The sequence below is a fragment of the Bacillus sp. UNC125MFCrub1.1 genome, assembly GCF_000701305.1.
Taxonomy (GTDB): Bacteria; Bacillota; Bacilli; order Bacillales; family Bacillaceae; genus Bacillus; species Bacillus altitudinis.
On record NZ_JNIG01000009.1, the window covers coordinates 938,397 to 951,935 of the forward strand.

At 38.6% G+C, this 13,539-nt stretch carries 12 protein-coding genes and 1 other annotated feature; of the genes, 2 read left to right on the plus strand and 10 right to left on the minus strand.

Annotation, left to right across the window (positions count from 1 at the left end; genetic code table 11):
• Nucleotides 1-109 precede the first annotated feature (109 nt).
• The 7 genes from N521_RS04955 to N521_RS04980 all read right to left on the minus strand — a co-directional run bounded on the left by N521_RS04955 (nt 110) and on the right by N521_RS04980 (nt 8,753).
• Nucleotides 110-3,808 carry an ATP-binding protein gene (locus N521_RS04955; RefSeq protein ID WP_035390086.1) on the minus strand — a complete coding sequence of 1,233 codons (3,699 nt, stop codon included), beginning with the start codon at nt 3,806-3,808 and terminating at the stop codon, nt 110-112.
• 64 nt (nt 3,809-3,872) lie between these two features.
• Nucleotides 3,873-4,352 carry a 23S rRNA (pseudouridine(1915)-N(3))-methyltransferase RlmH gene (gene rlmH / locus N521_RS04960; RefSeq protein WP_035390089.1) on the minus strand — a complete coding sequence of 160 codons (480 nt, stop codon included), beginning with the start codon at nt 4,350-4,352 and terminating at the stop codon, nt 3,873-3,875.
• 80 nt (nt 4,353-4,432) lie between these two features.
• Nucleotides 4,433-4,603 (minus strand): CxxH/CxxC protein, encoded by a 171-nt coding sequence (locus N521_RS19070; RefSeq protein ID WP_008360116.1) that lies wholly within the window; start codon nt 4,601-4,603, stop codon nt 4,433-4,435.
• Nucleotides 4,604-4,767: 164 nt separating this feature from the next.
• A complete protein-coding gene (locus N521_RS04965) occupies nt 4,768-5,595 on the minus strand; it encodes an energy-coupling factor transporter transmembrane component T family protein (RefSeq protein ID WP_035390091.1) in 828 nt (275 codons plus the stop codon).
• Nucleotides 5,586-7,301, minus strand: coding sequence for an ABC transporter ATP-binding protein (locus N521_RS04970; protein WP_035390093.1), 1,716 nt, complete (start codon nt 7,299-7,301; stop codon nt 5,586-5,588). Before N521_RS04970 ends, N521_RS04965 begins: the two co-directional genes overlap by 10 nt.
• Before the next feature lie 19 nt (nt 7,302-7,320).
• A complete protein-coding gene (locus N521_RS04975) occupies nt 7,321-7,878 on the minus strand; it encodes an ECF-type riboflavin transporter substrate-binding protein (protein WP_012011871.1) in 558 nt (185 codons plus the stop codon).
• 14 nt (nt 7,879-7,892) lie between these two features.
• A complete protein-coding gene (locus tag N521_RS04980; RefSeq protein ID WP_007497378.1) occupies nt 7,893-8,753 on the minus strand; it encodes an SAM hydrolase/SAM-dependent halogenase family protein in 861 nt (286 codons plus the stop codon).
• Nucleotides 8,754-8,864: 111 nt separating this feature from the next.
• Nucleotides 8,865-9,135 (minus strand) — a binding site (T-box leader).
• Nucleotides 9,136-9,327: 192 nt separating this feature from the next.
• Here N521_RS04980 and N521_RS04985 point away from each other — a divergent pair.
• Together N521_RS04985 and N521_RS04990 are read left to right on the plus strand one after the other, a co-directional pair.
• The gene (locus N521_RS04985) at nt 9,328-10,017 is read left to right on the plus strand and encodes an ABC transporter permease (protein ID WP_008347476.1); all 690 of its coding nucleotides are present in this window, start codon (nt 9,328-9,330) and stop codon (nt 10,015-10,017) included.
• Nucleotides 10,018-10,899, plus strand: coding sequence for an ABC transporter ATP-binding protein (locus tag N521_RS04990; RefSeq protein WP_035390097.1), 882 nt, complete (start codon nt 10,018-10,020; stop codon nt 10,897-10,899). It abuts the gene before it with no gap.
• Nucleotides 10,900-10,938: 39 nt separating this feature from the next.
• On the opposite strand, the gene N521_RS04995 is transcribed toward N521_RS04990, so the two are convergent.
• The 3 genes from N521_RS04995 to N521_RS05005 form a co-directional block, all read right to left on the minus strand.
• Nucleotides 10,939-11,403 (minus strand): GNAT family N-acetyltransferase, encoded by a 465-nt coding sequence (locus tag N521_RS04995; protein ID WP_035390099.1) that lies wholly within the window; start codon nt 11,401-11,403, stop codon nt 10,939-10,941.
• Between the two features lie 68 nt (nt 11,404-11,471).
• Complete coding sequence (locus N521_RS05000) at nt 11,472-12,659, minus strand: S1C family serine protease (RefSeq protein ID WP_025208320.1); 1,188 nt, start codon at nt 12,657-12,659, stop codon at nt 11,472-11,474.
• Nucleotides 12,660-12,740: 81 nt separating this feature from the next.
• Nucleotides 12,741-13,535: an MBL fold metallo-hydrolase gene (locus N521_RS05005; RefSeq protein WP_007497388.1), complete on the minus strand. Its 795-nt coding sequence runs from the start codon at nt 13,533-13,535 to the stop codon at nt 12,741-12,743.
• Between the last annotated feature and the right edge of the window lie 4 nt (nt 13,536-13,539).

The following is a 13,539-nucleotide window of genomic DNA, read 5'->3' on the forward strand; positions in this document are numbered from 1 at the left end:
ATACTTTTCAAATTTCCTCCTCACTATCACTTATGAAGATTCTCCCACATATTATCTAAATGAAGGTTATTACCTATTTGAGTTTATTTATAAAAATTTAATTTCTAAATTAATAATCTTCCATATATTCTTTTATTTTAACTTTTTTTATTCTTTCTTTATAACCTTCAATATTCTCTTGAATCCATCTTTTATGTCGCAAAAGTTTGATGCCTGTTAGGCTTTTATCAATAAGTTTCAATAACTCAATTTTCTCTTCTAATACCGGAACTTCACTTCCACTCCAAGATTCAACGGGCGGGAAGAATGGTATTTTGCAAAACAAGTCAATTGAATCGTTGCTTTCCAATAAATGAACTAGATATTTCACCTTGTTTTCTTTATCGAAACTAGCTATAGCATAGAACAACAACCTAATATTCTCTTCATCAAAGCTCCATAAAGAAATTTTCCCTCTTAACCACGAATCGCGTCTTTCAATAGTTACTTCTTCCTTTGGGCCTAATAATAAATTTTTTATTATCGATACTGTATCAAAAAAGGTATATTTCGACTGATTAAATAAAAAAGAGATTACTCTATCAATTAATATATTCCAATTATCCCCTTCCCATATAAAAGACAGATCAATATCTCTTAAGGTTTTATTTTGACTTTTTAATGTTTGTTCCAGAAAGTGTTCTATTACATTTATTTCAAAATCAATAAATTGTTTTAAGATTAATAAATTCCTATCTATATTAGTGTCAATTTCTAATAATTTGAGGTAAGCACTTTTTAATGTATTTAAATCATTTCGAAATAAGAAAAATAACTCCTTATTAATTTCAGAGAATGGATTAAATAACCTGTTTAAAGTTCTTTGAATAATGATATCTTTATGTCTCAATATGCTTTTAGTCACATTCACAAATACATCTTCATCAATTTCTAAATAGCTTTTTAAAAAGTCCAAATCTATTAGATATCCAGTCACTTCTATTTGCTCTTCATTAAAGTAATCATATATTTTATTAAGATTATCTAAATTAGGTTTTTCCTCAGATATAACTCTAAGAAAACAATACATCCAATAACTTTTCCCATAGAATTTATTTTCATTTAATAACATTACTATGTCATTATCATCTATCGTACATCTTAATTTATTTATAATTGGAATTGGATTTAAATTCACATGGTAATTTCGAGAAATGTACGTTCTAATGATGTTCACCATTAGATCCTCTTTAGCATTTTCTAAAAGAGTACTGAAGTTATTAAAAATTGGATATATTTCATTATGGAAAATTTCATTTTCTACAACACTATCTAAAATTTGAAAAACACCATTGATTTCTGTAGTATCGAACCCTTTTGCCATATCAACTAACATTTGTTTTTTTTTCAATTCTCTTTCTCGATAATCAGGTCCAAAAATATCTTGTGCTAATATTTTATAAACCTTATATTTTTCAGGATTTAATTTATTTCTTAGATAACTCTCTAATTCTAAGTCTTGTTTTAATAAAAAATCACTTATCCTATTTAATATAATACTTTCTTTTAATGTTACTTCTGATAAACTTTCTATAAGTTTTGAGATAAATTTAATATCTTGTATTAAAATATCCTTATTTATTTTTCCTGATTCCTGACTTCCGAATCCAAAAAGTACCTTGCTTACTTCTTCCTCATTTTGGTTATATAAATCGCTTAATTTGCTCCATGCAATTTCTCTAATTTCAAGAACATCTGGAGTACACTTTAAAGTCATGTCATAAAACTCTACAGTTTTTCTATCTGACATTTCAGTAATATGATGACTGAACTTCAAAAAATAATCAATTATCTTAATCAATAGCATTTCAAAAACAATTGATTTTTCTTGTTCATAATAAGTTATTAGTAAATTAATTAAATCTTTTTGTATGATGAAATTTTGTCTTTCAGAAATTTCTTTGAAGCCAAAAGCTTGCGTTAAAACAGAATAAACAGCAGAAAATTCAGTGGGCTTTTTCTGTAGATAATTCATTATTAACTCTAGCGATTCATTATAATACTCAGTTTGACTGAAGTTAGAAAGTGTAGAAAGAGTTTCTGAAGTGTTAGAGTTTTGCTTAGAGATATCATAATTTATTTGGTTATCCTCTTCCTTAGACAGTTGATCAATATCCTCTTGTATATAAACTAGAGTTTCTACTTCTAATGCAAACCAAAAAGTGTATAAAAAATCTTCTAACTTATCATCTGATTTTTCTTTTAAATCATGATAGACTTTTATGATTTCTTCTTTTATTAATTCATAATTTTCTTTTTGATAATAATATGAAAAAACACCATTTAAGTTTTCAATAATTCTGTTTTTTAGTTTCGGAAAATATATTCCTATCAATTCTGAATATTTTAAGAGATTTTTATCAAAAATCGCTAGATAAAAAATATATGTACTCAAGATTTGGTCAGATACTTTAGCTACTTCTCCCTCATAGATATCTAGTATTTCCATTGAATGTAGCTTTTCAGTCATTCTTAGAAAATCATTTTTTTCTAAATTTGCTAATTGAGCCATTAAAATTAAATTTTCATCATCCTTAAGATTTACAACTGTTAAAAAGCTATATATAGCAGCAGTTCTTAGAAGCCCACTATTTTCTAGTTCGCTTTCAAAATCTTTTTTTATACCTTTGTAATACTCTTCCACTAGCTCTGTAACGTTAGCTATACTTTCTAAAGTATTTTCTCTTATTGCAGTCTCGCAGGCCATAATAGCTAACCTAGCATTTCCTTTAGAAATCTTACATATTCTCTCTATATATAAATGATTTTTTATATCATATTCTTCTTTACATAAAGTTTCGATATCTTTATCTTGTAAGATTTCAATTTTAATTAAATGATTATTAAGTTTTGATATCTTTTCTAAAATCTTTCTTTCTGCATACTCTCTTACAGACACAATTAATCTGAAATCAATTCCTTCTTCTTCTAAACCTAAATAATCTAATATTAAATTTAACTGAGTAAGTTGGTTAACATCGTCAATAAACAATAAATATTTTCCAGGATTGCTAAAGTGTAATTTTAAGTCTGAATACAAATTTTGACCATTATTTCTAAGACATTTAATTTCATATTCAAGGTTATTTTCTTTATATCTTCTAAGACATTCTAAAGCTAGTCTAGTTTTCCCAACTCCTGGTTTTCCAGACAATATAGTGATTTGGCTCCTATTTATCGATTCTATAATTAAATCTATTTCTGATTCTCTTGCATACAAAGCTGTATTTAGTGTCGTTGCTAATTTACCTCGATTATAAGCTTTCACAAAATCATCAATATCTAAAATTTGCTCTGTATCTAAAGTTATATTTAAAAAATCAGATGCTATTGAAGGAAAATCGAAAATTTTAAAAGAAATAGAATCAATAGTTAGTAACTCTAGTCTTATATTATAGCTACTAACTTTTGTAGTTAACTTACTAATTTCTTCTGTAGAAAGCCTTCCTGTACAGCAACAGATAATTTTTTCAATTTCATTAATTGGAATATTTGTTTTTGATTTATCCAAACATTTTTCCAAATCATCTTCAAACTTCTTATAAAGATTACTTTTTTGAACAGTGTATTCGATAAAAATATATTTATTTTCTACTGTTTTTATTAATGTGTCTGGTGTTCCAGTTTTCGTATTATTGTTTCCTATAACAGATCCAATAGAATAGACTTCCCCATTGATTATCTTAGAAAAATAAACATCCATCATTTTTTGAAACTCTCCACCATTTAATTCATGAATTTTATTTTGAATTTCATTTAATTTAGACAATTACTTTCCCTCTATTCTAATCATTTATTATTTTGTATATTCGATTTTAAATACAAAAAACTGCTCACTTATGATATGGCTCCCCCCGCACAATCCGAAACGCCCGATAAATCTGCTCCACCAACACCAATCTCATCAACTGATGCGGGAACGTCATTTTCGAAAACGACAGTTTCTCATTCGCACGCTGCATGACAGCATCACTTAATCCAAGGGATCCCCCTATGACAAAACACACTTTGCTTTTTCCGTATGTTGCCAGCTTATCTATTGTATCGGCTAATTCTTCGGAACTTTTCATTTTTCCTTCGATGGCGAGGGCGATGACGTGGGCGTCTGGGTTGATTTTGCTTAGGATGCGTTCGCCTTCTTTGTCTTTGATGATTTTCATGTCTTGCTCGCTGAGATTCTCGGGTGCTTTTTCGTCTGCGAGCTCAATGATCTCGATTTTTGCGTATGCTTGTAATCGTTTTGTGTATTCGGCTATGCCTTGCTTTAAATATTTCTCTTTTAATTTTCCTACTGTGATAATTGATATATTCACAGGTCATCCCCACCTTAAGAACAAGTTATTCATATAAGTTATCAACAATTGTGGATAAAATTTGTGTATTTTGTGTCCGATCATTCGTTCCCCACTATATATATTGCAGGTTCATCGCACAATTCACAGGTTGTGGATAAGCTGTGTGTATGTTCGATTTTTCTGAATTCTGGCGGTGTTTCGTGATCATCTATGTACATGTCTAGTACGGTTTCTATATGTTCTGCACAAGCATAAAGTGATTTGTTCATAAGTTTCTAATTCCTCCAATATGTTGTCTGGTTATTCACAAGTATTTCGCTCATTGTTCAATATAACCGATTTATTCACATGTTAATAGTCTTTTACCATTTTCCACACCTTTTATCCACAAACCAAATAAAAAAGCCTCCACTCCTGTGAAGGCTTCCTTCTATCAAAACGGATTGTAAAATCTCGTTCCTCTAACAAATGTAATCACTAGCGACACGATCAATACCACACCAACAAACAATAACGCCGCATAATCTGCTTTTTGAAAGTCTTTCGCCGTAAACCATGTGCGCTTTTTATGCTTTCCAAACCCGCGCAGTTCCATCGCATTGCTGATCGTTTCAATCCGCTCTAGGCTGGAGAAAATCAACGGCATCACAATAGACAGCGCATTTTTAATCCGTTTTCCCAGTTTTTCATTCTTTGATAAATCAATGCCTCTTGCTTGCTGAGAAATGGCAATCGTGCGAAAATCACGCTGAATATCTGGAATATAGCGCAAAGCAATCGCTACCGCATAGGAAATCCGGTAGCTGACCCCAATTCGGCTGAGCGATGAGGCGAATTCGCTTGGATTTGTTGTCACGATAAATAAAAGCGCCGCTGGCATCACGGTCACGTATTTCAGTGTAATGTTCAATTGATAGAAAAGCTGTTCAAGTGTGACATTGTACCAGCCTGCAATATGAAACAGCTCGTGCTTCGCTCCATAGATGGCGACACCTTGCTGAGGCGCAAAGACGTAAATGGCGATGTTATTGATGACAAGAAAAATCGCCAAGACGATCACCACGAAGGAGATATCACGAAATCGCACATTCGACAGTTGAAAGAACACGATACTGGCAACTAGCATAAACACTAAAACGCCTGTATCATACGTGAGCATCGCTGCGGATGACCAGAGGATAAAGCAAATGAGTTTGGTTGCCCCTGTCAGCCGGTGAATCGGCGACGGGCGATCGATATAGGACAGCATGTCTACAGCCATGTCATTCGTTCCTTTCTGTCAACCTTAATGAAGCGATCCACGAGTTCATTTGGATTTGGCCAATCTGCTTTCAGCGCCAGTTCATACAGCGACGTTTCCTTTAAGCTCGCCTTTTGAACAAGCAGCTGATCTGTCAGTACTTTAGCTGGTGTATCATCTGCGATTTTTTCTCCATCTGAAATGACGATGGTTCTTGTTGTGTATTCGAGCATGAGATGCATATCATGGGTGATCATCAAGATCGTGACGCCCTGCTGATTTAATTGCTCTAAAAATGTCATCATTTCTGTGTAATGTCTAAAATCTTGACCGGCCGTTGGCTCATCTAAAATGATGATTTCTGGCTCTAACACAAGAATGGATGCAATGGTGACGCGTTTTTTCTGTCCAAAACTGAGTGCTGAGATCGGCCAATTTCGAAATGGATACAGCCCGCACACTTTTAAAACCCGCTCTACACGAGCCTTGATGTCGTCTTCCTTTACGCCCCTTAAAACAAGACCTAGTGCGACTTCATCAAAAATCATTTGTTTAGAAATCATTTGATTTGGGTTTTGCATGACGACACCGATTCGTTCGGAGCGCTGTTTGATGGTGTCTCCTGTGATGTCATCGCCATTTAAAAGGATTGTCCCTTTTGTTGGCTTTTCAAATGCACAAAGCACCTTGGATAGTGTCGTCTTGCCTGCGCCATTGGCACCGGCGATGCTGATCATTTCTCCTTTTTTGACGGTAAAAGAGATGTTGTTCAGTGTGTTTGGTCTTGTCGGATAATCAAAACTCAGCTCGCGCACTTCTAGTAAATCGGGCGCTGCATTCTGCTCGACTGACGGCTCAGATGCTTCCATCCATTGCTCGATTTTCTCTTTTGCCTCGTCATTTAAGGTGAGATGCTGTAAATCAGCGATCTGATCTCCTGCTTCAATCTGAATGCCCGCATATTTCATCGCTCTCACATATAAAGGCTCACGTAAATACGCCGCTTCTAATACATTTGAGGCGAGCAATTCATCTGGTGTCATATCCGCTGCAATCGTGCCGTCATTGACAACGATGATGCGGTCGACATGGCGGAAGAGGACGTCTTCCAATCGATGTTCCACCATCACGACCGTTTTTTTCGTTTCTTTTTGCAGACGGTCAATGAGATCGATCACTTCTTTGCCTGTTGCGGGATCAAGGCTTGCCAGTGGTTCATCGAATAGCAAAATATCAACATCGTTGACAAGTACGCCTGCGATGGCGACACGTTGTTTTTGACCGCCTGACAGCTCATGTACGGACGATGCGAGTTTGCCGTCTACCTCTGTTAATTTTGCCGCTTTTTCGACACGTGTTTTCATTTCTTTGCGTGTGACTTGATCATTTTCAAGTGTAAATGCGATGTCTTCTCCTACGGTTAGCCCGATAAATTGTCCATCAGGGTCTTGCAGTACCGTCCCGACGAGCTGTGAGAGGGAGAAAATGTTCTCTTTCTCTGCATTTTTCCCGCCGATGTGAAGACTTCCTTCCATAGAACCTTTATAAGACGCAGGAACTAGCCCATTGATACAATGGGCTAGTGTGCTTTTTCCCGATCCAGACGGGCCTGCGATGAGGACTTTTTCTCCTTCATAGATGGTCAGGTTGATATCTTTCAATGTTGGTTCTGCCTGACTGCGATACTTGAATCCGAAATGTTCGAATTGAATCATCGGTTTCTTCATTTATGTGTTCCACCTTGCTTCATGATGTTTCTTTCGATAGACTGCCGCTTTTGCTTCTTGTTTTCGCATAAGCCGCAATGATGATGGTGCCTAGTACACCGACTGTGATGATGTTTGAGATTCCTGCTACGATTCCTTGAACAAACACTTTATTTGCAGGTTCTGCATAGATCACAATGTCGAGTACCGGCGCAATGACAAACCAGCCTAATGCTTGTGCGCCGGCTTGGACGGCGTTGAAGAGCGTGATTTTTTTCCAGCCAAAGTCGCCCTCTTCTACTTTTAAACGGTTCGAAATGAAGCCGATCAATAAACCAACAACACCCGAAACGATAATCCAGCTCCACCAAGGTCCAAATGTGGTGGCATCTTTAATGAGATGACCAATAAATCCAATCAATGCGCCTGCAACAGGACCAAATAGCACGGCCATTAACGCAAGGAACGCGTACGATGTTTCAATTTGTGTATTCGGAATCCCAGTTGGAATGGAGACGAAGCGTCCTAAAATGACAAAGACGGCTGCGCCAATTCCGATGGCAACGACAGTTTTCGTTGAAAGTTGTTTACCTGCCATGATGTTTCCTCCTCTTATTCGTATATAATGCGCGGAGCTTTGCGAATCGAAAGGCGCCAGCCTGTGCCTGTACCGATGTTATAAGCCTTTGCAAATGACCCTTGATTGATCGCCACGCCTAAATGATCGAGTGAATTGACATATACGAGTGGTTCGCCTACCTTTAAATCGGCAAAAGATCGTCCATAGGTCATGATATTTTTATACACATTTTTTGGCCCGTTGGCAATGGTAACTTCTATTGCATCCCCATAATTGATTGAAAGCTGTTCAAATAACGTATGATGAATGTTTGTCCATAGGTTTCCGAACCGCACATCTAAAATATCAATCGTCCCTGTGATCACTTCTTCTTCCGCATAAGCTTGTACGACTGGAAGGTGAATAATGTCCTCTATATTCGCCTTTGGCCCGACCTCTTCAAAAGAAATCACACCTGAAGCAATTCTCGCGCCTGTATAGGCGTAAATGTCTCTACCATGGAAAGTATGTGATTTTCCTGACTTCGGCAGACGGTTGATGGTTTCATCTAAATACCGAGCCTCCACGATACCAATATCCTGTGCGACATGCGTAAGTGTCCCATTATCAGGTGTGATGATGTAGTGTGAGCTTGTTGTTTTGACGACGAGGCTCTTTCGCTCTGATCCAACGCCTGGATCAACAACGGAGACAAATACCGTTTCTTCCGGCCAATATGTGACCGTCTGAAGCAAGCGATAAGACGCTTCCCAAATGTCGTATTGGGGAATGTTGTGAGTTAAATCAAAAATGCGGATGCCGCTGCTCACTGTATTGGCTACGCCGTACATTGCGCTGACCGCTCCATCATCAATACCGAAATCTGATTGTAAAACCAATGCATGTTCACTCATGTTAATCTCCCTTTCATTTGAAAAAATGGTAGTGGTGTTTCACGTGGAACATTTGAACATTTGTATGAAAAAAAGTGGACAATAAAAAATACCCCATCCTTATCTATGAATCATAAGGACGAGGTATTTGTCTCGTGGTACCACCTTTATTTACTGTTTGCTCGCGCTAAACAGCCTCTACAAGTACAAAGCTCCAATTTGGCTCATATACTGTGGTTTTGATAACGAGTACCAACTCTCGTCGTCACCTACTAATATCATGGATATGTTCAGCACGAGGCTCAGAGACCATTTTTCGAATCATTATTTTTGCTTCTTTTCAGCTACCGAAGCTCTCTGTGGAAAAATTGATGATTGTACTTTCTCTCGTCATTGCCTGTTTAACTATCTTGAATTAAAGCTATCATACATGATGTTTTTTGATAAATCAAGATATTTTTCTGAACATTTTTAAAAATGAGTTAACTGTTCTGGAAGAGTCTTCTTTTTTATAAAATTTAAGCAAATGTTAAAGAGCGAGATATGGTGTCTTTCTTTTCTAGGGGTATAATAAAGATGAAGGGAGGTACAGTGTGTGTGGACCATCTGTATGAATGAATTTAAGCAGCTCTTCAAAAGCACAAAATCCATCTTAACTATTGTTATTATTTTCATTTTATCTACTTTTGTATCAAGTCTTCCATTTATAGCTGCTTATCAAGGGAAGTGGGAACAGGCAAAGGACCCTTATTCCATTGGGAATGAACTAGTGATTTCGTTATTTGGTTTCTTCCTTATTTTTTTATTATCTCATGATATTTTGAGCCGCGAAATTCATTTGAAAACCATTCGTTTTCTCGTCAGCAAAACGACCCGTTTAAACATTGTCATCGGGAAATATCTTGGGCTGATGCTGTTTTGGCTCAGTTGCATTATGACCACATATATATTAAATATGGTGATTTCACATCGTTTTCTGTTCTCTGATGCCTTAAAAATATTAACGTTTATCAGTGTCGGCATCTCCTGTGCTTTGTTTTTGTCCATGCTCTTTCCAACACCACAGAAATCGATGTTTGTTGGCATGTTGTTTTCCTTTCTATTTCCAATCATGAGCATGATGTCTGTTCTTTCTTCAGAACGGTTGATTCACTGGTTCCAATACGTGACGCCTTATTATTATGCGCGCTGGAGTGAACCGCTGACCTATGTGCTGATGAATGCCGCATTGACTGTTGTCTTACTCGTTGGAACGGCACTACTGTTTCAGAGGAGGGATGTCTAAGTGCTTCACACAAAAGGGCTGACAAAAAAATATCGGACAAAAGTCGCAATAAATCATATTGATCTTGATATCCATCAAGGGGATATCTTCGGCCTCATTGGACCGAAGGGTGCTGGTAAGACGACCTTTTTTAATATCATTACAGGGATCTCCCGCCCCACCTCTGGCACATTTATCATGATGAACATGACGTCGTTAAAAAAAGTACGTCATCATATCGGTGTTCTGCCTGAATATACAGATTTATATGAAGGGCTGACTGCTATTGAGCATATTGCCTATTTATCGAAAATTACGGGTACTCGCCAGAAAACGAGCTATTATGAAGAATTACTCGAATTTGTTGGCTTACATCGTTATCATCAAGAGAAAGTCGGTGCCTTTACACCTGGGATGAAGAAGCGGCTCGGAATGGCTCAGGCCATCGCTCATCAGCCTGACTTTATTTTACTTGATGAGCCTTTTGCGGATATTGATGCAGATTCTATCTTACATATCCAGCGGGTGATTGAATCGTTAAAATTTGAAGGAAAAACTGTCTTTTTAACAGCAGACGAGCCAAGGTTCACCCAGCCTATTTGTACCAAAACAGCTTTCATATCTGAAGGAAAAATCGTGTCCTCAAGTACTCATCCTCAAGAGAAAACCATCACGTCCTCAACCATTCGTGCCACCTTCAAGCATGCATGGATTGATGATGAGGTGAAGCCTGTTCTCACGCAGTACTTACAAAGTGTGGGAACAGACCTTGTGATCAGAGATGACGAGACCTCATTGTTGATTCGTTCAGAAGCTCAAGTCCCAGCCATCATCCGTGCGTTTGTGAAATGCAAAGTCGATCTATACCGAGTCACGGCGCAAGATGCCATGATGTCCACATAAAAAAGTACCGTACGCTCGCCGCACGGTACTTCTCTTTTTTTATAAAGGCTTGCTCATGTAAATCCCAGTCTCAGCAAACCCCGTTTTCTCATAAAGTGAGCGGGCGATTTGATTATGGGCAAAGACATGCAGCGATAGTTTTTTCACACCTAATGACTTTGCCTGCTCTTCTAATGCAGTCATGGCCTGTTTTGCCAAGCCTTTTCCTCGATACGCTTCAAACAAAATAAAATTATAAATAAAGCCTTCATGTTGGGGATGATCTGGATCATAGCAAAGCCATACCCATCCGATGGCTTCTTCTCCATGTAAGATGTTCCACAACTCATGATCCTCTGTCTGAAGGCCTTCAGGAAGCAACCGGTCAAATTGTTCCTCTGCGTTCTTTTGCGCTTCTTCCTGACCCCACGTCCCTGCGAGTACCTTTTCTTCTGCGTACCGCTTAATAGCCTTCTCTATCAAGACGTCATAATCCGTTTGTGACATTGGCTGTAATGTGACCAATCGTATCTCCCCCTTTCCTTTATCATATGCCGGGCATATAAAAAAAGCCAGTCCCTTATAGGAACTGGCTAGCCACCGAACCGATCGGTTTGGGAGAGTTTGATCTCGACTGATTTTTTCTTTCCGCTTCGGTAAAATTGCACCTTTACCTTGTCGCCTACTTTCTTTTGATAAAGATATTTACGCAGATCGACGATATTTTGTACTTCCTTGCCGTCAAACGACGTCACGACATCCAGCTCTTTTAACCCTGCTTTCCCTGCTGGAGACAAAGGCTCGACACTCATCACGACGACTCCGGTTGTGACCTTTGATGGCAGCTTTAACGTTTCCTGCCAATGATAGCTCGCAATATCTGCTAGTGATTTCATCCCAACACCAAGGTACGGACGCTTCACCTCTCCATAGCGCTCTAAATCCTCTATGACAGGGATCACCAGATTCGCAGGAATAGACAGCCCAATCCCTTCCACCTCTGACTCAGCAATCTTCATTGAATTGATGCCGATTACTTTGCCGTCCATATTAATCAAGGCTCCGCCGCTGTTCCCAGGATTAATGGCGGCATCCGTTTGCAAAACTTCCGCATTCCAATCCGTCTGTCCATCCCCATTAGAATCAACAGGGATCGCACGCTCCGTTCCAGAAATCACACCTTGTGTGACGGAGCCAGCAAATTCAAGGCCTAATGGATTTCCAATGGCGATGACAGGCTCACCTGGTTTGACATGGTCTGAATTGCCGAAGGCGGCGGTTTTCTTGATCTTATCACTTTTGACCGTGAGTACCGCTAAATCCATAAGCTGATCACTGCCGACAAGATTTGCCCCGATCCTTGTCCCGTCCTGAAGGCTCACTTCAAGCTGGTTTGCGCCTTTGATGACATGATGGTTGGTCACAATATAAAAGGTGTCACCCTTTTTTTTATAAATCACACCTGACCCGCTGCCTGCTTCACCGCCTTCTTCCCAAAAGCTCGACTTTTGAATGTTAATGACGCCGACAACCGTATCCGACATACTCGATACCACTTTTGTGACCGCATCATTCACGTTCACATTGACGGTCTTTAAAGGGCCATCTGATGCCTGTTGATCTCCAGCTGACTGCCAGCCAAAGGGGCTGCCGCTTTGTCCAGACACATAGGGGAAAAAGAATCCCATTAAAAAAGCTCCTACCAATACACCGATCAGACCAGATAGGAAATATCCTTTTCTGCTTCGTCTCGGCTTCCACTCTACATCGCGATAATCCACTATGTTTCCTTCCTTTCAGTGAATAGATGATGTATATAGTGTTGGTAAGAAGCTCTTATCTTAATCATACGATTGTAAAAATCATACGGCGCAAAGCGGGGTTGCTTTTTTCGGGTCCGTATCATATAAATCAAAGCCGTCCCCTACAACAAAGCCCTTCATTTCAAGCGTCTGCTGGACCGCCATACGGGCTAAGTCCTTCATGTTGTTGTCTTGACTCAAGTGGGCCAAATAAATGCGTGAGGTGGCGTCTCCAATCACGTCTGTCATAGCAAGAGCTGCATCTTCATTGGATACGTGTCCGACATCGCTCAAAATTCTGCGTTTAATACTCCATGGGTAGCGCCCCATTTGCAGCATGCCGACATCATGGTTGCTCTCAAATACGAACGTATTGGCTGATTTAATAATCCCCTTCATCCGGTCACTCACATAGCCTGTATCCGTCATAAGGGCAAGTTTACGCCCGCCATAATGGAATACGTAAAACATGGGCTCTGCCGCATCATGTGATACGCCAAATGATTCAACATCGAGTCCGCCGAATGATTGAACCGTCTCCATATCAAAGTGGAATTTCTGCTCCGTATCCACTTTCCCTATATGTGACTCCATCGCCTTCCATGTTTTCGCATTTGCATAGACAGGAAGCTTGTACTTTCTTGCCATCACACCGAGTCCTTTAATATGATCTGAGTGCTCGTGTGTGACAAAAATTCCGTCCAAGTCTTCTGGCTTTCGGTCGATTTGACCAAGCAGCTCTACCATCTGTTTGCCGCTTAAGCCCGCATCTACTAAAAAAGCATGCTCGTCTGTTTCTAAATAAAAAGCGTTCCCCGTACTTCCGCTCGCTAGTACACTGAACTGCAAGCTCATGTTC

Bases quoted from the DNA above. Each gene is read 5' to 3' on its own strand.
- N521_RS04975 (WP_012011871.1), bottom strand. From the start codon at position 7,878: ATGGCAGGTAAACAACTTTCAACGAAAACTGTCGTTGCCATCGGAATT.
- N521_RS04980 (WP_007497378.1), bottom strand. From the start codon at position 8,753: ATGAGTGAACATGCATTGGTTTTACAATCAGATTTCGGTATTGATGAT.
- N521_RS19070 (WP_008360116.1), bottom strand. From the start codon at position 4,603: ATGAACAAATCACTTTATGCTTGTGCAGAACATATAGAAACCGTACTA.
- N521_RS04970 (WP_035390093.1), bottom strand. From the start codon at position 7,301: ATGAAGAAACCGATGATTCAATTCGAACATTTCGGATTCAAGTATCGC.
- N521_RS04965 (WP_035390091.1), bottom strand. From the start codon at position 5,595: ATGGCTGTAGACATGCTGTCCTATATCGATCGCCCGTCGCCGATTCAC.
- N521_RS05005 (WP_007497388.1), bottom strand. From the start codon at position 13,535: ATGAGCTTGCAGTTCAGTGTACTAGCGAGCGGAAGTACGGGGAACGCT.